This window comes from Streptomyces sp. NPDC002104 (assembly GCF_053593795.1).
Window position 1 is genome coordinate 401028 of record NZ_JBSFDF010000001.1, and the last position, 17917, is coordinate 418944.

Genomic DNA, 17917 nt, shown 5'->3' on the forward strand with positions numbered 1-17917 from the left:
ATTTCCGCCACGGCCGGTTCCCCGTCGGGGGCACCCGCGCGGCGGAGGTCAGGCCGCGGCGGCCCGCGCTCCGATCATGGAGTGCAGCCGGTCGGCCGCCGCCCGTCCGAAGTCCGGATCGTTGATGTGGGTGTCGTAGTCGTAGACCCGGGCGGCGCTGCCCCGCAGCCCCTCGCGCAGTGCCGAGAACAGCGCCCCGTCGGCGCCGGGGTCGTGGTAGGGCCCGCCGGGGGCGCCGAGCGTGGACAGTCCGCGCAGGGGGACGCAGACGGCCGTGGGCCCGGTGGCCGTACGGAGTTTGGCGGCGACCCGGCGGCCGAGTTCGGCGCACTCGGCCTCGGTCGTACGGATCACCGTGATCGAGGGGTTGTGGACGCGGACCCGGCGGTAGCGGACCCGTTCGGGCAGGCTCTCCATCGGGCCGAACTTCACCATGTCCAGCGCCCCCAGGCTCACCACCTGCGGGATCCCGGCCCGCCCGGCGGCGCTGAGCCGGTCGGGCCCGGCGGTCAGGATGCCGCCGCACAGGTCGTCGGCGAGCTCGCTGAGCGTGAGGTCGAGGACGCCCGCGAAGATCCCCTGGCCGGCCAGGGTCTCCAGGGTCCGGCCGCCGGTGCCGCTGACGTGGAAGACGAGGACCTCGTAGCCCAGTTCGGTCAGCCGTTCCCGGGCCGCGTCCACGCCGGTCGTGGTCACGCCCGCCATGCTCGCCGCGATCAGCGGCCGGGGCCCGGAGCCCAGCCGGGCCGGCCGGCGCAGTTCCAGGGCGGAGCGCTCGTAGGCCCCGGCCATCCCGGCGACGGCCGCGACGGCGTTGGCCAGGACCGGCGCGGAGATGCTGTTGATCCCCGCGATGTCCACGACGCTGTACATCATGGTGATGTCCGCGGATCCGACGTACGGGGCCACGTCCCCGGACGCCATCGAGGAGACCATCACCTTCGGGACGCCGAGCGGCAGGGCGCGCATCGCCCGCGCGGCGATGGAGGTTCCGCCGCTGCCGCCGATCGCGAGCACCCCGTGCAGCCGGCCCTCGGCGTGCAGGCGCACGAGGGTCGCTTCCGCTCCCCGGGCCATGGCGGTCACGGCCGCACCCCGGTCGGCGGCCGCGCGCAGCGCGGACAGTTCCGTTCCCGCGGCCCGCGCCACCGCTTCGCGCGGTATGTCGGCGGGCACCCGGGGCTCGTTCATGATTCCTGTGTCGACCGTGATCACTTCGACGCCGGCGCGCAGCAGCCTCTCGCGCAGCCAGCCGTACTCCACACCCTTGGTGTCCAGGGTTCCCACCAGCACGACGTTCGTCATACGTGCAATGTCCATGCAGGTGGGGTTTGTTGGCAAGTAAAGGTCAGGTCAACCCTGGTTGTCCAGGAGGCCCAACAGCCTTTCCAGGAACGGGATCTGAGACACCACCAGCTTGTTTCTGGCCACCTGGGGAGCGAACCACTCCACCCGGTCCAGCTCGGGGAACTCCTCGATCCGCCCCGATTTCGGCGGCCACTCCATGGTGAAGGTGCCATGCACCGCGAGGGCCGGATCCAGGTCCGCCCGTACCGCCCAGATGGTCACCAGCTTCCCGCTGGTCATCCGCACCTCGCCCAGCGGAAGGTAGGGACCCTCCGGCGGCGGCAGCCCGATCTCCTCCTCGAACTCCCGGCGGGCCGCGTCCAGCGGGGCCTCCTCGGGGCCGTACTCGCCCTTCGGGATCGCCCAGGCGCCCGCGTCGCGGCGCTCCCAGAGCGGGCCGCCCATGTGGCCGAGCAGGATCTCCACCCCGGCTCCGGGGCGGGGGCGGAACAGGAGCAGTCCGGCGCTGCGCTTCGCGGTCATGGCCCCATCCCTACCCCGTCGGGGCGCGGCTCAGGCGGCCGCGCGGACGGCGGCCCGGACCGCGGCTCAGTGGTCGTGCGGGCCCTGGCGGTGGACCGGTCCGTGGGCGTCCGCGCAGTGCGTGCCGTCCGTCCGGTCCTCGCCGTGGCGGCCCACGGTGAGGAAGGAGTCCTGGGCGTGGTCCACCTGGAGGGTGGTGTGCGTGATCCCGTACTCCTTCGCCAGCAGTGCCTCCAGGTCCCGGCGCACGGCGTGGCAGTCGCCCTCCGGGGCCACCAGCACGTGCGCGGACAGGGCGGCCTGCCCGGAGGTGATGGTCCAGATGTGCAGGTCGTGGACCTCGGTGACCGGAGGCTGCCCGACCAGGCGGTCGCCGACCGTGTCCGGGTCCACATGGGCCGGAGCGGCCTCCAGCAGGATCCGGCCGGACTCGCGGACGAGCCCGTACCCCGCCTTGACCATCAGGACGACCACGACGAGCGAGGCGATCGAGTCGGCCTGCCGGAAACCGGTGGTGAGCACGATCAGACCGGCGACGGCGGTGCCGATGAAGGCGAACAGGTCGTTGAGGATGTGCTGGTAGGCGCCCTCCACGGCCAGCGAGGTGCGGTTCGCCTTCGAGATGCACCAGGCCGCCACGATGTTGACGACGATGCCCGCCAGCGCCGTCACCAGCACCAGCCCGCCCTCCACGGGCGGCGGATCGAGCAGCCGCCGTACGGCCTCGTACGCCAGCCAGACCGCGAGCAGCAGCAGGGTGAGGCCGTTGGCCTGCGCGGAGAGTATCTCCGCCCGCTTGAGGCCGTACGTGAAACCACCGCGGGCCGGGCGGGCGGCCAGCCGCATCGCGATCAGCGCGAGGACGATCGAGACGGCGTCCGTCAGCATGTGCGCCGCGTCGGAGATCAGGGCCAGCGAGTGCGCCAGGACGCCGATGACCACCTCGACGGCCATGAAGCCCGCGATCAGTCCGAGGGCGATGCCGAGCCAGCGCCGGTCCGCGTCGGCGGCGACCCCGTGACTGTGACCCGAGTGGCCGTGGCCGTGGCCGTGGCCGGGATCCTGACCCGGACCGTGGCCGTGGCCCCCGGGGCCCGCGGGGTCTTCGTCTTCGTGACCCGCGAGGCCGGCGGTGCCGTGGTCGTGCGGCGCGTGATCGTGCGCGCTCATGGTGTCCCCCGTGAGTCGTGGCGATTCGCTGGCGCGTTCCGCTTCGCCTGAAGTCAAGCGCACCTCGCGGCGATGGGCAAAGGCTGCAACGGGGACCGTTGTCATTACCCATAACGCCTGCCTGACCTGCGGTTATGCCGGGTCCTCCGGATCGTGGGAAAATCGCCCCATGGCCCAGCGCCCCGGTGTGCCGACCGCGCCAGAGCTCCTCCTGGAAACGGACAGGGGCTCCACCGCGATGAGCCCGCGCCGGACGTACCACGTCGGCCGGGACCCCCTCTGCGAAATCTGCCTCGACGACGCCCGCGTCTCCTGGCACCACGCGATCCTGCGCCCCGACGGCGACCACTGGACCCTGGAGGACGAGGACAGCACCAACGGCACCTGGGTCGACGGCCACCGCGTCCGCGAGTGGGCGGTCGGCGTCGGCAGCGAGCTGCGCTTCGGCAGCGCCGCCGACGGACCGCGCGTCCGCTTCGCCGAGCCCGCCGCCACCTCCCGGCCCTCTTCGGTCTCCCGCCCGGACATGACCAGCACCTTCCGGCGTCCGGCCTCGGTCCGCGCGCTGGCCGACCGGGCCGCCGTCCGCATCGGCCGCGCCCCCGACAGCGACCTCGTCATCGACGATCTCGTCGTCTCCCGCCACCACGCCGAACTGCGCGCCCGCCCCGGTGGCGGGTACGAGATCGCGGACCTCGGCAGCCACAACGGCACCTACCTCAACGGGGCCCGCCTCACCGGCGCCGCCGCCATCGCCGAGGGCGACATCGTCGGCATCGGCCACTCCGCCTTCTGCCTGGTCGGCGACCAGCTGCAGGAGTACGTGGACACCGGCGAGGTCTCCCTGGACGTCCAGGACCTCGGCGTGGCCGTCGACAACGGCCGCAAGACCCTCCTCGACCACGTCTCCTTCCCCGTCGGCGCCACCTCCCTGCTCGCGGTGGTGGGCCCCAGCGGCGCCGGCAAGTCCACCCTGCTCGGCGCGCTGACCGGTCTGCGCCCCGCCGACCACGGCACCGTCTTCTACGACGGACGCGACCTCTACCGGGACTACGCCGAACTGCGCAGCCGCATCGGCCTCGTCCCGCAGGACGACATCCTGCACGCCCAGCTCACCGTGCGCCGCGCCCTCGTCTACGCCGCCGAGCTGCGCTTCCCGCAGGACACCGCCAAAGCCGAACGCGAGGCCCGCGTCGACGAGGTGATCGGCGAACTCGGCCTCGAACAGCGCGCCGACCAGCCCATCCACAGCCTCTCCGGCGGCCAGCGCAAACGCGTCTCCGTCGCCCTGGAACTGCTGACGAAACCCTCCCTGCTCTTCCTGGACGAACCGACCTCCGGGCTCGACCCGGGCATGGACCGCTCGGTGATGAACATGCTGCGCGGCCTCGCCGACGACGGCCGCACCGTCATCGTCGTCACCCACAGCGTGCTCAACCTCAGCGTCTGCGACCGCCTCCTGGTCCTCGCCCCCGGCGGCCGCATCGCGTACTACGGGCCGCCGGACGAGGCACTCGGCTTCTTCGGCTTCGACCAGTGGCCCGAGGCCTTCGAAGCCTTCGAGAACGAGCGCGAGCGCGACTGGGCCGGGCAGCACCGGGCCTCACCGCTGTACCGCCGCTACGTAGACGTCGCCGGCCGGGTCCCGGCCGAGGGGGCCGGCGCATGGGCCGTCGGCATCCCGCCGAAGCCACCGCCCAAGGCGCAGAGCTGGGGTTCCCAGCTCTCCACCCTGATCCGCCGGTACTCCGCCGTCCTCGGCGCCGACCGCACCTTCCTGATCATCATGGTCGCCCTGCCGTTCGTCATGGGCGCCATGGCCCGGGCCCTGGCCGGCAGCGAACTCACCGCGGAGACCGCCCTCAACGCCCTGTTCATCCTGTGCGTGGGCGGGGTCCTGACCGGAGCGGCCAACGCGGTGCGCGAACTGGTCAAGGAACGCGTCATCTACCAGCGCGAACGCGCCGTGGGGCTCTCCCGGTCGGCCTACCTGATGTCCAAGGTGGTGGTCCTCGGCGCCATCACCATCGGCCAGGCCGTGGTCCTCACCCTCGTCGGCCTCGCCGGGGTCAAGATGAACGCCCCCGGCGGCAAGGGCCTCTTCATGCCCCCACTGGTCGAGATCACCCTCGTCGTCGCCCTGCTGTCCGTCACCGCCATGGTGCTCGGACTGCTGATCTCCGCCCTGGTGACCAAGGAAGAGGTCACCATGCCACTGCTGGTCCTGCTCACCATCGTGCAGGTCGTCTTCTGCGGCTCCCTGCTGAAACTCACCGGGGTCCCCGTCATCGAACAGTTCGCCTGGTTCGTGCCGGCCCGCTGGGCCATGGGCGCGATGGCGGCCACCATCGACCTCGGCGCCATCGTCCCCGGCAAGATCACGCAGGACCCGATGTTCGACCACAAGCCCCGGCTGTGGCTCACGGAGGTGGCGATGCTCCTCGCACTGTCCGTGGTGTTCGCCGTCCTGGTGGGCCGGGTGCTGCGCCGCCACGAGCCGGCCATCATGCGGAAGTAGCCGCGATGACCAGCCCCGGCCAAGCCGCGGACTTCCGGCCCACCCACATCGTTCCGCAGGACGGGCTCCCCGCATGGGAGACCCCGGACCTGTCGCGCCCCACGGTCCCGCTCGACGCCTTCCTCCCCGTACGGCTGCTGTCCCGGCGCGGGGAATGGGGGGAGATCCTGTGCGCCAACGGATGGTCCGCCTGGGTGGACGGACGCCTGCTCCTCGCCGTCCCGCAGCCCCCGCCGACCGGCGGGCGGCCGCTGACGCGCGTCGAGGACCCGCAGCCGCTGCTCACCCGGTGCGCCGAGGAACTGGAACGCTACCGGCGGGCCGTCGGCGACCTCGCGGCCGGACGGCTCGACCCCGAATCCTTCCGGCGGTCCCTGCGGGGACTGCGCGTCGGCGTCGTCGTCGACGGGGAGTCCGTGTGGCTCTACGACGAGACGGCGGGACGGTGGATGTACGGGGACGGGAGCCGCCTGGCCACCTACGCGGTCGTCGCGGGACCCGGTGCCCCGCCCGCGCCGCAGACGCCGCCGCACGAAGCCGACACCGAGGGCGCCGGCGACGTACGAGATGCCGCGCCCGTTCCGCCCGTTCCTCACGGTGCGGATGCTCCGCACGAGCCCACCAAGATCGTGGAGCTGCCCGGGACCGAGGCGCACTGATGGGCTCCGGTCCGGCCGCGGAGCCGTTCCGGGGACGGGAGTCCGACCTCCGGGGGCGCCGGATCGCCGGATACGTGGTGGAGGCCGAGATCGGGCGCGGGGGGATGGCGGTCGTCTACCGCGCGCACGACGTACGGCTGGACCGCACGGTCGCGCTGAAACTGCTCGCGCCGGAACTGGCGCGCAACGACGTCTTCCGGCAGCGGTTCGCGCACGAGTCGAAGGTGGCGGCGGCCATCGACCACCCGCACATCGTGCCCGTCTTCGAGGCGGGGGAGACCGACGGGCTGCTGTACATCGCCATGCGCTACGTGGCCGGCCAGGACCTGCGGGCCATGCTGGACCGGACGGGCCCGCTGCCGGTGGACGCGGCGGCCCGGATCGCCGGCCAGGTCGCCTCCGCCCTGGACGCGGCGCACGCCCACGACCTGGTGCACCGGGACGTGAAGCCCGGCAACATCCTGGTCGCGGGCGGTACGGACAGCGACCATCCCGAGCACGTCTACCTCACGGACTTCGGGCTGACGAAGAAGTCGCTGTCGCTGACCGGGTTCACGAGCGTCGGGCAGTTCGTCGGGACCCTGGACTACGTGGCGCCCGAGCAGATCGCCGGGAAGCCGGTCGACGGCCGGTGCGACGTCTACAGCCTCGCGTGCGTGGTCTACGAAACCCTGGCCGGCGGCCCGCCGTTCGAGCGCGACGACGACATGGCGCTGCTCTGGGCCCACCAGTACGATCCGCCGCCGGCGGTCTCCTCGCGGCGTTCGGGCCTCCCGCCGGGGGTGGACGAGGTGCTGGCCCGAGCCCTCTCGAAGGCGCCCGAGGACCGGTGGGGAAGCTGCCTGGAGTTCACGGGGGCCCTGCGCCGGGCGGGTGCGGGGGAGGGCGGGGGCCCCGGCGTGGCGGTCTTCGTCCGCCCGCCCACCACCCCGTCGGCCCCCGACGGACCGCCACCGCCACCGCCGCGGTGGGCGCTGCCGGTGTTCTAGGCCGTCTCGGGCGTGCGGGACGAGGTGGGCGTTCCTCGGCCGGACCGCCCAGGCAGTCTCTCGCGGCCGACAAGATCCGGAAGAGACGGTTCAGTCGGCTGTGGGGGAGGGCGCGCACACCACGTGGGCCGTGACCTCGGCGTGTGCGGCGGAGGCGTACCAGCCCCTGCGGCCGTCCTCGTCGACGACGGGGTGGGAGGCCAGGACCTTGTGCCGGAGCGTGCCGTCGCGGCCGTGGTCCCAGTGCGTGGTGGAGTACCCGCCGGACTGTACGGAGGTCCCGCGCGGACAGAACACGCTGCTGACGGACACCGCCTCGGCGGAGGCGTCCTTGCGGCCGGTGTCGCCGGAGAGGTGGCGGGCGCCGGGGCCGGTGGCCTGGGTGGGGAGGGCCGTGGAGAGGGTCAGGGCGAGCGCGGAGAGGGCGATCAGGCCGGCGGCGTGAAGGGGCCGGAACAGGCCTTTGGTCATGTTCACGGAGACGAGCGTGTCATGCGGAAACGATCCCCCGATGAGCCGATTTGCGACTGTTCACTCGAACGGCGCAACGGCGGGAGGGGCGGGAGGGGCGGGGGTGGCGGGGTCGCGGCGGTCCGCGGCGGGGGCCCGGCCGGCGGGCTCGTTCCGGCGGCGCCGGGGGAGCAGGGAGCCGAGGAAGCCCGCCACCGCGCCGGCGAGGAAGGCGAGCCCGACCGTACGCCAGAGCAGCGGGCGGAGCTCCACCTCGCCACCGAGGCCGCTCGCATCGCCGATGCCCAGCAGGGAGAGGCCGAACTGGGCCTGGATCCGGGCCAGCAGGCACACCACCAGGGTGCCCAGGGCGAGGGCCACGGCCAGGTGGAGCGCGTGCTGCCACGGGCGGACGTGCGCCGGCGAGCGGGCGGCGGCCAGCGCGCCGGCGCCGAGCAGCAGGACGACGGCCAGCGCCACGAGCCACCACGCCCGGGAGTCCCGCTGCGCGAGCGAGGCCACGTCGATGGTGGAGAGGTCCGGGGCGGAGCCCTGGCCGGTGGCGCGCAGCACCTCGTCCAGGACCTTCGGTACGGGCAGCCCGAACGGCCCCTCGGCCCTGCCCTCCCAGGCCCCTCCGAAGCCGAGGGTCAGGGCGGGCCAGACCAGATTGGGCAGGCCCAGCAGGATCACCGCCAGGGTGCGGTCCGCGTGCCCGCGGGTGCCCGCCACCACCAGGCCGGCGCCGATCCCGATCACGACGTACGCGAGGAGCAGCGCGACCACGGCGAACGCCGCCGGGCGCACCGCCGCGTGGAAGCGGACCAGCCCCGCCGGGAGCGGCGCGCGCCGGGACACCAGCAGGGAGACCAGCAACAGGCCCAGGATCCACAGCAGTCCGAAGCCGAGACTGGCGGGGATCGCGGCCTCGAAGCCCACCGTCGGGCCGGCGTCGAGGGCGTCGCCGATGTCACCGAGGACCGAATCGCCGGTGGAGATGGCGAAGTTCTGGCGGGAGAGGAGGGCGACACCGGTCAGCGCCACCAGCCACAGGAGCACCAAGGGGACGGCGCGGCCGAGGAGTTCGCGGGCCCCGGCCACCGCACGGTTGTGCAGGGGGCGCAGGAAGAGCCAGCCAGCGGTCAGCGCGCCGGCCAGGCTCACGGAGAGGGGAAGCAGGGACAGGGTCGCGTCGGCATCCGCCAGGAACCCGGCCCCGCCCGTCACGTCGACGGAGCCGCCCGCGGCCATCAGTACGACGGCGGCCACCACGTGCGGGAACGCGCCGCCGGGCAGATCACCGGCGCCGGCGAGGGCGAGCCCCGCGACGGCCACGGCGGCCATCACCGCGAAGCCCGCGAGGACCGCTACGAGGGCGTCGCGCCAGGCTCGCGCGACCGGTGCCGCAGTAGGGCTCACCCTGCAACCGTAGGCAGCTCCGCTTGCGGGCACCACCCGGACGGCGCACACAATGGTCGCCAGGAGTGCATGAAATCCGGAGATTTCCGCTGATGACCCGCGGAAGTTCCATAACGGAACGTCCACGGAGCACCGCACGAAGGGCACGAAGGGTCCGTAGGAAGGGACCGAGGGGTCCCCGCGAAGGGGCCGAGGGGTCCCCACGAAGGGACCGTGGGGTTCCCGCGAAGGGACCGTGGGGTTCCCGCGAAGGGACCGTGGGGTCCCCGCGAAGGGACCGAGGGGTCCCCACGAAAGGACATCAGAAAGGTCCCCACGACGGGACCGGAAGGGTCCGCACGAAGGGCCCCGGAAGGGTCCCCGTGAAGGGGCCTCGGAAGGGTCCGTACGAAGGGCCCCGGAAGGGTCCGCAGCGGAACGTCCACAGGGGGACCGGAACCCCCCTCCGCCTGGGAAGAAGAGCCCGTGACCACTCAACCCTCCGGCCAGCAGCCGCCGTGGCCGACACAGCCGTCACAGCCGCCCTCGCAGCCGCCGTCGTCTTCGTCCGGGCGCCCCACGGGCCCGCCCTCCGGGCCCCTCTCCGGGGGCCGGGAGGGGCCCCCGCCACCGCCGCCGCCGGCCCCTCCCGGAGGATCCGGGAGCGGGGTGCCCCCCGGGCCCCCCGAGCCCCCGCACAAGCCCTGGTGGCGTTCCGTTCCCCGGCTCGCCACCACGATCGTCGCCCTCGCCGCCGCGGTGACCCTGGCCGTCGTCCTGACCAGGCCCAGCGGCAACGGGGGCACCACCACCTCCGCGGGCAACGAGGTCTTCCTGCAGCCCGCGGCGGCCTCGGGACCCGACCCCTTCACCGAGTCCACCGCCGCCAAGCAGGCGACGCCGCCCCCCGAGAGCCCACCGCCTCCGCAGCCCCCGCCGCCCTCGACACCGTCGAGACCGTCGACACCGGAGAAGAAGCCGGAGACGAAGCCGGGGACCACGCCCGAATCGAAGCCCGCGTCGAAGCCTCCGTCGGCCGCGCCGACCACGGTCACCCGCAGCGTCAGCGGCGCCTCGCCCGAGCTGTACGGGGGCACGCCGTCGGTGCCCGCCTGTGACGTGGAGAAGCAGATCAGGGTGCTCTCGGCGGAGCCCTCCAAGAACGCCGCCTTCGCCTCGTCGCTCGGCATCGCGCCGACGGCCGTGCCCGGGTACCTGCGCTCCCTGACCCCGGTCCAGCTCCGGGTGGACACCCGGGTCACCAACCACGGCTACGTGGACGGCCGCTCCACCACCTACCAGTCCGTGCTCCAGGCCGGGACCGCCGTGCTCGTGGACGACCGGGGGGTGCCGCGGGTGCGGTGCGCCTGCGGGAACCCGCTCGGGGCGCCGGTGGCCCTGAAGGCCAACCCGAAGCGGTTCGGGCAGCCCTGGACCTCGTACCAGCCCTCGCAGGTCGTGGTCATCGCGCCGTCCGTGACCGTCGTGAACAAGTTCGTGATCTACGACTACCACGACAGCCGCTGGTTCGAGCGCGACCGGGGCGACCACCACGGCCGCCACGACCGGCCGATCCCGCCGCCGGTGATCCCGACCCCGATCTTCACGACCCACCCGCCGTCGCCGACGTTCACTTCGCCGTCCCCGACGTTCACGTCGCCTTCGCCGACCCTCACTTCTCCGTCCCCGACGGGTACTTCGCCGTCGCCGACCTCCACCTCGCCTTCGCCGACGGGTACTTCCCCGTCGCCGACGTCGACCTCGCCGTCCCCGACCGTGTCGCCGACCGGCTCTCCGTCCGAGTCCGCGTCCAAGTCGGCTTCGGAGTCCCCGTCGGTCTCCCCGTCGGTGTCGCCGTCGGATTCGGCCTCGGCGTCGACCTCCAAGTCGGCTTCGGAGTCCGCGTCACCGTCCACATCCCCGTCCACATCCCCGTCCACGTCCCCGTCCACGTCCCCGACGGTGACGCCTTCGGAGTCAGCCTCACCGTCGAAGTCGGCGTCGGAATCCCCCTCCAAGTCCCCTTCGACGTCACCTTCGGCATCCCCTTTGACGTCCCCGTCGAAGTCACCGTCCGTGTCGCCCTCCCCGTCGCCCTCGAAGAGCGCGGTGGCGCCGTCGCCCTCGCGCAGTTCGGCGGAACCGAAGCCGACGCCCCCGCCGAAGGTCTCCTCGGCGCCGCCGCCCCCGGTGACCTCGGCGCGGCCCGAGCCGCCCCCGCCGCCCAAGCCGACGCCCCCGCCGGTGGTGACGCAGCCGGTTGAGCCCCCGCCGCCCCCGCCTCCGCCGCCTCCGCCGCCTGCGCCGACGCCCCCGCCGGCCCCGGAACCCGCTCCGGCCACCTCGCTGATCGCGCCCCCGCCGCCGCCGTCACCGATCGGGCCCGGAACCGATACCGACCAGGGTTCGGACGCAGGCCAGGACGGGGGTAACGGCAACCAGTAGGACCCGCCCGCACACGAGGACCTCCCCGAGGGCCGCCGGCCCTCGGGGAGGTCTGGTGCTGCCGTCGTACGGAAGCGATTGCTAGCGGACGCGCCCGTACATGTTCGGGTTGTACGCGCTGAAACTGGAGACGCGTACCTGCTTGCCCGGGCGGGGGGCCTCGATGTACTTGCCGCCGCCGAGGTAGACGGCGACGTGGTGGATGCCCGAGATGCTGCCGTTCGAGGTCCAGAAGACCAGGTCTCCGCGGCGCAGGTCGGAGCGGGAGATCGGGGTGGTGGCCCGGTACTGGTCGGAGGCCACGCGGGGGAGGGTGATCCCCGCGGAGCGGTACGCGGCCTGGACCAGGCCGGAGCAGTCCCAGCCGCGGGGGCCGTTGCCACCCCAGACGTACGGGTCGCCGAGATGGCTGCCGGCGAAGGAGATGGCGCCTTCCGTGCCCTGGCGGACGGGGGTGCCGGAGGAGCCCGAGGAGCCGGACGAACCCGAGGAAGAGCCGGATCCGGATCCGGATCCGGATCCGGATCCTGAGCCGCCGGCGAAGCGCAGGTACTTGTCCTTGTGCTGGGTCCAGCGCCACCAGCCGGTGGCGTCCTTGTACCAGTACACGCGGTCCGTGGCGTCCCAGCCCGCGCGGCCGCGGAAGGTCGGCTCGGTGGTGCGTACGGAGGATGACGAGGAAGAGGACGAGGAAGAGGACGAGGACGAGGCGCCGGCGGAGGAACGGCCGCTGTTCGCCAGGTACTTGCTGTAGTGCTGGGTCCAGCGCCACCAGCCGGTCGCGTCCTTGTACCAGTACTTCGAGCCGTCCCAGCCGGCGTGGGACGGTGCGGGCTCGGCGGACGCGGTGCCCACCCCGGTGCCCATCAGCATCGTGGCGCCGACGGCCGCGACCACGGCGCCGCGCAGGGTGCAGCGACGGCGGCGGGCCGCGGCGGCCGTCATGGCCGTCGCGCCGCGCGCGCAGCCGGTGCAGTCACAGCTGTCGGGTATCTCTTCGGTGAACTCGGGCGTGCGCATGCAGGGTTCCTTATCCATCGGGGGTGTTTTCAGCGGGCGTCGGCGGCAGGGCCGCGCGCCGTGTAGAAGGCCACGGTCAAGTCCTTGACCAGGGCCTTGCGTTCGTAGTCGTCCAGGCTCACGAGCCCGCGGTCCGACATCCGGTGCACGGTGTCGTCGACGGCGTCGAGCACGGAGGTGAGGACGGAGTCCCGGTGCCGGGCGTCGATCGAGGCGACCCGGCGGCGTTGCATCGCCGCGGCGACCTCGGGGGCGTACTCGACGTGCAGCGGCCGGGCGGAGAAGACCTCGACGCCGACCGCCTTGCACTCGGCGGCGAGGAGCCGGGTCAGTTCGTCGCCGACCGCCTCGGTGTCGCGCAGGGTGCCCGGTCCGCCCTGGGCGTCCGGGCCGTCCGGCTCCGGGCCGAAGGAGTCGGCGGGCAACCGGGAGAGCACCCGGGCGGTCGAGGACTCCACCTGTCCGCTCAGGTACGCGGTGTGGTCGTCGACGGCCAGGAGCGCGCGGGCGGTGTCCCTGACCCGCCAGACGACGAGGACCACGCACCGCAGCGCGGTGCCCTCGGAGTCGACGACGCTGAGCGGCTCGCTGCGCCAGTGGCGCAGCCGCACGTCGACGCGGGTGTGCCGGGGCACGGGGCTGGACCAGATGAGGCCGGTACGCCGGATCGTGCCGCGGTAGCGGCCGAACAGGGTCAGCGACCAGGCCTGGCCGGCGCGGCCGCGGCGCAGCCCGCAGAGCGCGGCGAGCACGAGGAGCGCGCAGCACACGACGGCGGCCAGCGGCCAGGCCTCGGCGGGGGAGGATGCGGCCCGGACCTCCCCGAACCGGGCGAGGGCGGCGCCGCCACCCGCGGCGAGCGCGGCGCCGAGCAGCGCCCACCAGCCGGAACAGGCCCGCGCGGGGTGCTCGGTGAGCTCGGGGTCGAGAACGGCGGGCAGGGTCCGGGGACGGGCCGGCGCTGCGGCGCTGACCGGAGAAGCGGGCCGGGGTATGGCCGCACGGCCGAGTCCCCGCGAAAGCCTCTCCACCCCGTCCGCCCCGTCTTCGGTCCGCCGCGGCACCCCCGCCCTCCCCGGGCCGCCCGCGTCTCCCGGCCCGCCGCATCGGCCAAGGCCGCCATGGAGTGCCGGTCCCCCCGGTCCTCCCGGTCCTCCCGGTCCTCCCGGTCCGCCGGCTTCGCCCTGGCCGCGATGGCCCCCTGACCGGCCGGCTCCGCCAAGGCCGTCAGGGACCCCCAACCCTCCCGGGCCCCTCGAACCGCCAGGGCCGTCAGGCACGCCGAGACCTCCCGATCCGCCGAGACCGCCAGGGCCGGCCGGCTCCTCGTCGCGGAAGAGGGGGCCGAGAACGAGCGGATCCCGGTACGGACGCACGACCAGACTCCCGCGCCCGGCACGGTCCCTGGAGCTGGAGCTGGAGCTGGAGCTGGCGCCGGCGCCGAAGGCCGAGCCGAACCGGGGGCCGGGCCCGGAGGCCGAGCTGAGGCCGGACCCGGAGCCCGGGCCGGAGCCCGAGCTGGACTCGGGGGTCGACTCGGAGCCCGAGGGCGTGGCTGAGGCGGGGGGCGGTTCGGGGTCGGAGCTGTTGTCGTCGGGGGTGCCGGCGGCGAGGGGCGCGGAGTCGGTGAGCGGGGCGGATATCCGTTCGGGGGTCCGGGCCCCTTCCGGCGTGCTGTTCGCCGCTCCTTCCGCCCCTCCCTCCGGTATGCCGGCCGGTTCTCCGGTCCTCTTCGGCGCTTGCGACAAGCCACACCCCACACAGCCGTGGGCGTCAATGACCCTGCGCTGAAGGGTTGCTGACGCCAATGAAGATGATCATGAACGGATCGATCTTCGCGAAATCGTACAAGTCGCCTATTAGGCGAAAGTCGCGACAGGCCGGGTCTTTGGTCCTTTTTCGTCCCTTTTCTCGACGTTCCGGGGGCCGCTAGCGCATGAGGGGCCGCGGGGTCGGGCCGACACGCCGGATCCGACCTGCGCGCACCGCGAACCCGCGCGCCTCCCCGTACCGCCCGCCCGCCCGCCGGGTCAATCTGCCCGCGGCCTCCTACCGCCCGGCGCCCCCTACCGCCCGGTCAGGCGCCGCCCGGCCCCCGTGCCCGCGGACCGGCGCGGACCGGCGCGGACCGTCCAGGAGTGAGACCCTGAAGGTGTGGCCGAAAGGGGAGTGACCCCCCAGGTCGACTGGCCTGCCCGGACGGACACGAGCCTCGCGCTCAACCACATGGGCACCTTCGACTGGGACCTCGACAGCGGGCAGATGTTCCTGGACACCACCGCCCTCGAGGTCCTCGACCTGCGCCCCGAGGAGTTCACCGGCACCCCCGCCGGCCTGCGGGCACGCCTCGCCCCCGGCGAGGAGGCCCGGCTCGACGCGCGCATCGCGCAGGCGCTGAAGGCCGGCCGCAGTCACTACGGGGCCTACGTGCGCAGCCGCGACCGGCTGGGGGCCCCGGGCTGGACCCATGTCCAGGGCCGCATCCTGCGGGACCCGCGCGGACGTCCGTACCGGATCATCGGGATCCTCCGCGACGCCGTCCACGACCCCGGCGAGCCCGGCGCGGCCGGTGAGCGCGACGAGGGCCGGCGCCGCATGACGGGGGTCATCGAGCGCACCACGGCGATCCTCGCGCACGCCCGCACCGTCAACGACGTCACCGACGTCCTCAAGGACCCCGAGGCCCTCGGCCACCTCGGCGCGGTCAGCGTCATGCTCGGCGTGGTCGACGGCGGCCGGATCCACCTGGTCGCGGAAGGCCAGCTCGGGGCGTACGTACCGGAGACCGAGTACACGCGGATCGACGCACCCCTGCCCCTGAGCGAGGCGGTACGGACGCTGCGGCCGGTGTACCTCGCCTCCCGCGAGGAGTTCCAGCACCGCTACCCGGAGCTGTGGCCGTACATCGAGCCGCTGGCCGTCCGCAGCGGGGTCTACCTGCCGCTGATCGCCCAGGGCCGGCCCGTCGGCGCGCTCGGACTCCTCTACACGCGGGAGGGCGACTTCAACGCCGAGGAGCGCAACGTGCTGATGGCGCTCGGCAGCGGCATCGCGCAGAGCCTCCAGCGGGCCATCCTCTTCGAGCAGGAGCACGACCTCGCCGAGGGCCTCCAGAAGGCCATGCTGCCGCGCCGCATCCCGGACGTGGCGGGCGCGGTGATCGCCGTGCGGTACCGGGCCGCCCGCATGGGGCGGGACATCGGCGGCGACTGGTACGACGTGGTCCCGCTGGGCGAGGGCCGCGTCGGCGTGATGATCGGCGACGTGGAGGGCCACGACACGGACGCCGCCGCCGTCATGGGCCAGCTGCGCATCGCGCTGCGCGCGTACATCGCCGAGGGCCACACCCCCGGCGCGGCCATGGCGCGGGCCTCGGCCTTCCTGCGGGACCTGGAGACGGAACGCTTCGCCACCTGCACGTACGCCGACATAGACCTCACCAGCGGTATGGCCCAACTGGTCCGCGCCGGGCACCTCGACCCCGTGGTGCGGCGCGGCGACGGCAGCTGCCACCGGGTGCAGGTGGCGGGCGGGCTGCCGCTGGGGCTGCGGGTGCGGGAGCCGGACGCCCCTGGCAAAGCCGGTGCCGGTGGCAGAGCCGCTGCCGGTGGCGAAGCGGGTGCGGGCGGCTCCGGTGATCCGGGTGTGTCCGTCGCCGTCGGCACGGGGTCCGCCGCCGGTACGGGGTATCCCGTCACCAGTCTCGAACTCCACCCCGGCGACACCCTGCTGCTGTGCACGGACGGCCTGACCGAACGGCCCGGCGCGGATCCCGACACGGGTGTGCGCGAGCTCATGGAGGCCGTCCGGGACGGGCCGGCGGACGTGGAGGAACTCGCCGACGTGCTGTGCGACCTGGTCGGGGACTCCGGCGGCGGGGACGACATGGCCCTGCTCCTGCTGCGCCGGCGCGGCACCCCGCTCCCGCGCGGCGGCGGCCCGCTGCGGCACCGCCTCACCCCGGGGGACCCGGACGCCCCGGCGATGGCCCGCCACCTGATCCGGGCTGCCGCCGCGGCCTGGGGGGCCTGGGACCAGGCCGACGAGATCGAGCTGGCGGCGGACGAGCTGATGACCAACGCGCTGGTGCACACGGACGGAGTCGGCGGCGTCAGCATGCGGCTGACCCCGGAGGGCCGGATCCGGATCGAGGTGGAGGACACCAGCAGCGCCCTGCCGCGGCCGCGGGAGGCCGACGACTGGGCGGTGTCGGGGCGCGGCCTGATGCTGGTGGACCGGCTCGCGGACGCCTGGGGCGTGGAGCCGCGGGGCGGCGGGAAGTGCGTGTGGTGCGAGTTCGCCGTCCATGCCCCCGCCGAGGTGCCTGATCCCGCGCTCCAGGATGCCGCCGGCAAGGGCCCTGCCGCCCAGGATCTCGGCATCCAGGATCCCGTCGCCCAGGAGCCCCTCCTCCCGCCCCGGGAGCCCGGCGCCGAGTAGGCGCGGGACCACCGAGTGGGGGTGGGAGGGGAGTGGCCGCACAGGTTTCGCGGGCTACTCGGCGGCGTACGGACCGCCCTGCGTGCCCTTGGCGGTCTGCATCGCCGTCAGCGTGCGCACGAAGCGGATCGCGAGGACGGACGCGGCGAGCAGCACCACGCCGTACACGGCGGCGGCCGTCGCGGCGATGGCGAGTCCGTCCGCGTCGTCGGCGCGGCCGTGGAGGGTGTCGAAGACGCGGTTGGCGAACAGCGCGGTGATCCACACCAGCCACCACCGGGTGACGGGCGCCGTCGAGACGGGCCGGACGGCGTCGTCCGGCCCGCGCAGCCGGCTGGCGGCCCAGATCTCCTTCGCCGTCTTGTACGGGATGCGCAGGAAGGCGAAGGGTACGAACCAGCCGCCGACGGCCCAGGCCGCGGACCGGGTGACCGCCTCCCGGTCGAGGATCAGGGCATTGTGGTGGACCCGGTGGAACCAGGTGACGAACATCGCCGCCGTGCTGACCAGCAGCGGAATCTCGATGAAGCCCGTGAGAGCCAGCACGGTGTCCGGCAGGGTCCCGCCGTCCGCGGTGCCCGCATCCGGGTAGCTCCCGGCGCGCAGGGCCGCGCCGAGGTACACGCCGGTCCCGGCCAGGAGCACGGCGTACAGGCCGCAGAGTGCGAGCAGGACACTCGTGGCCGTTGCGAGCCCTCCGGACGGGCGCAGCAGGGCGGGGGCCCGCGGGGTCGGCTCCGGCGACGGCTCGTCGACGGGCTGCGGTGAGCCGGTCGCGCTGACAGACATGAACTCGTACCCCCGGGTCGAAGACGTGGCGGGGGCCAAGATTTCAGACCGCACCATTGAATGACTTGGGTCGTCGCCCGGGCGGGTTCCCGGGACCGGGGCGGGCCGGTGCGGGCGAATGGCTGACAGTCACGGACTCGCCCTGTGTTCATCTGCTCATATGCACGGTGCTGGCCGATCCTGCCTGGATGTCCCCCCCTCCGCCACCC

Annotated in this window: 12 protein-coding genes and 1 pseudogene; 5 read left to right on the forward strand and 8 right to left on the reverse strand. The window is 73.8% G+C overall.

All coding sequences use genetic code 11. From position 1 onward, the window contains the following. Positions 1 to 48 precede the first annotated feature (48 nt). The 3 genes from ACWCP2_RS01785 to ACWCP2_RS01795 all read right to left on the reverse strand — a co-directional run bounded on the left by ACWCP2_RS01785 (position 49) and on the right by ACWCP2_RS01795 (position 3000). Complete coding sequence (locus ACWCP2_RS01785) at positions 49 to 1305, reverse strand: Tm-1-like ATP-binding domain-containing protein (RefSeq protein ID WP_450906591.1); 1257 nt, start codon at positions 1303 to 1305, stop codon at positions 49 to 51. Positions 1306 to 1353: 48 nt separating this feature from the next. After that, positions 1354 to 1830: an NUDIX domain-containing protein gene (locus ACWCP2_RS01790; RefSeq protein WP_450906592.1), complete on the reverse strand. Its 477-nt coding sequence runs from the start codon at positions 1828 to 1830 to the stop codon at positions 1354 to 1356. Between the two features lie 66 nt (positions 1831 to 1896). Further along, a complete protein-coding gene (locus ACWCP2_RS01795; RefSeq protein WP_450906593.1) occupies positions 1897 to 3000 on the reverse strand; it encodes a cation diffusion facilitator family transporter in 1104 nt (367 codons plus the stop codon). A 169-nt stretch (positions 3001 to 3169) separates the two neighbouring features. On the opposite strand from ACWCP2_RS01795, the gene ACWCP2_RS01800 reads away from it, so the two are divergent. Genes ACWCP2_RS01800 through ACWCP2_RS01810 form a run of 3 tightly spaced genes read left to right on the forward strand, consistent with a single transcriptional unit; the run spans position 3170 to position 7166 of the window. Beyond that, positions 3170 to 5518, forward strand: a complete 2349-nt coding sequence (locus ACWCP2_RS01800; protein WP_450906594.1) for an FHA domain-containing protein — start codon at positions 3170 to 3172, stop codon at positions 5516 to 5518. Between the two features lie 5 nt (positions 5519 to 5523). Continuing rightward, positions 5524 to 6177 carry a hypothetical protein gene (locus ACWCP2_RS01805; protein ID WP_450906595.1) on the forward strand — a complete coding sequence of 218 codons (654 nt, stop codon included), beginning with the start codon at positions 5524 to 5526 and terminating at the stop codon, positions 6175 to 6177. Continuing rightward, a complete protein-coding gene (locus ACWCP2_RS01810; RefSeq protein ID WP_450906596.1) occupies positions 6177 to 7166 on the forward strand; it encodes a serine/threonine-protein kinase in 990 nt (329 codons plus the stop codon). The genes ACWCP2_RS01805 and ACWCP2_RS01810 overlap by 1 nt, the downstream gene beginning before the upstream one ends. Before the next feature lie 90 nt (positions 7167 to 7256). On the opposite strand, the gene ACWCP2_RS01815 is transcribed toward ACWCP2_RS01810, so the two are convergent. Both ACWCP2_RS01815 and ACWCP2_RS01820 read right to left on the reverse strand, forming a co-directional pair. Next, entirely contained in the window at positions 7257 to 7643 is a 387-nt protein-coding gene (locus ACWCP2_RS01815) for a hypothetical protein (protein WP_450906597.1), read from the reverse strand. 54 nt (positions 7644 to 7697) lie between these two features. Then, entirely contained in the window at positions 7698 to 9035 is a 1338-nt protein-coding gene (locus tag ACWCP2_RS01820) for a streptophobe family protein (protein ID WP_450906598.1), read from the reverse strand. Between the two features lie 648 nt (positions 9036 to 9683). Between ACWCP2_RS01820 and ACWCP2_RS01825 the strand changes: the two are divergent. After that, positions 9684 to 10892, forward strand: a pseudogene (locus ACWCP2_RS01825) (DUF6777 domain-containing protein); the annotation flags it as partial. Positions 10893 to 11540: 648 nt separating this feature from the next. Here the strand turns inward: ACWCP2_RS01825 and ACWCP2_RS01830 are convergent. Then, complete coding sequence (locus ACWCP2_RS01830; RefSeq protein WP_450906599.1) at positions 11541 to 12479, reverse strand: C40 family peptidase; 939 nt, start codon at positions 12477 to 12479, stop codon at positions 11541 to 11543. Between the two features lie 29 nt (positions 12480 to 12508). Further along, the gene (locus tag ACWCP2_RS01835; RefSeq protein ID WP_450906600.1) at positions 12509 to 13510 is read right to left on the reverse strand and encodes an SPFH domain-containing protein; all 1002 of its coding nucleotides are present in this window, start codon (positions 13508 to 13510) and stop codon (positions 12509 to 12511) included. A 1123-nt stretch (positions 13511 to 14633) separates the two neighbouring features. Here ACWCP2_RS01835 and ACWCP2_RS01840 point away from each other — a divergent pair. Continuing rightward, positions 14634 to 16919, forward strand: coding sequence for a SpoIIE family protein phosphatase (locus ACWCP2_RS01840; RefSeq protein ID WP_450906601.1), 2286 nt, complete (start codon positions 14634 to 14636; stop codon positions 16917 to 16919). A gap of 54 nt (positions 16920 to 16973) precedes the next feature. Here the strand turns inward: ACWCP2_RS01840 and ACWCP2_RS01845 are convergent, their stop codons facing one another. Further along, positions 16974 to 17708 (reverse strand): DUF4328 domain-containing protein, encoded by a 735-nt coding sequence (locus ACWCP2_RS01845; RefSeq protein WP_450906602.1) that lies wholly within the window; start codon positions 17706 to 17708, stop codon positions 16974 to 16976. Positions 17709 to 17917: the final 209 nt, after the last annotated feature.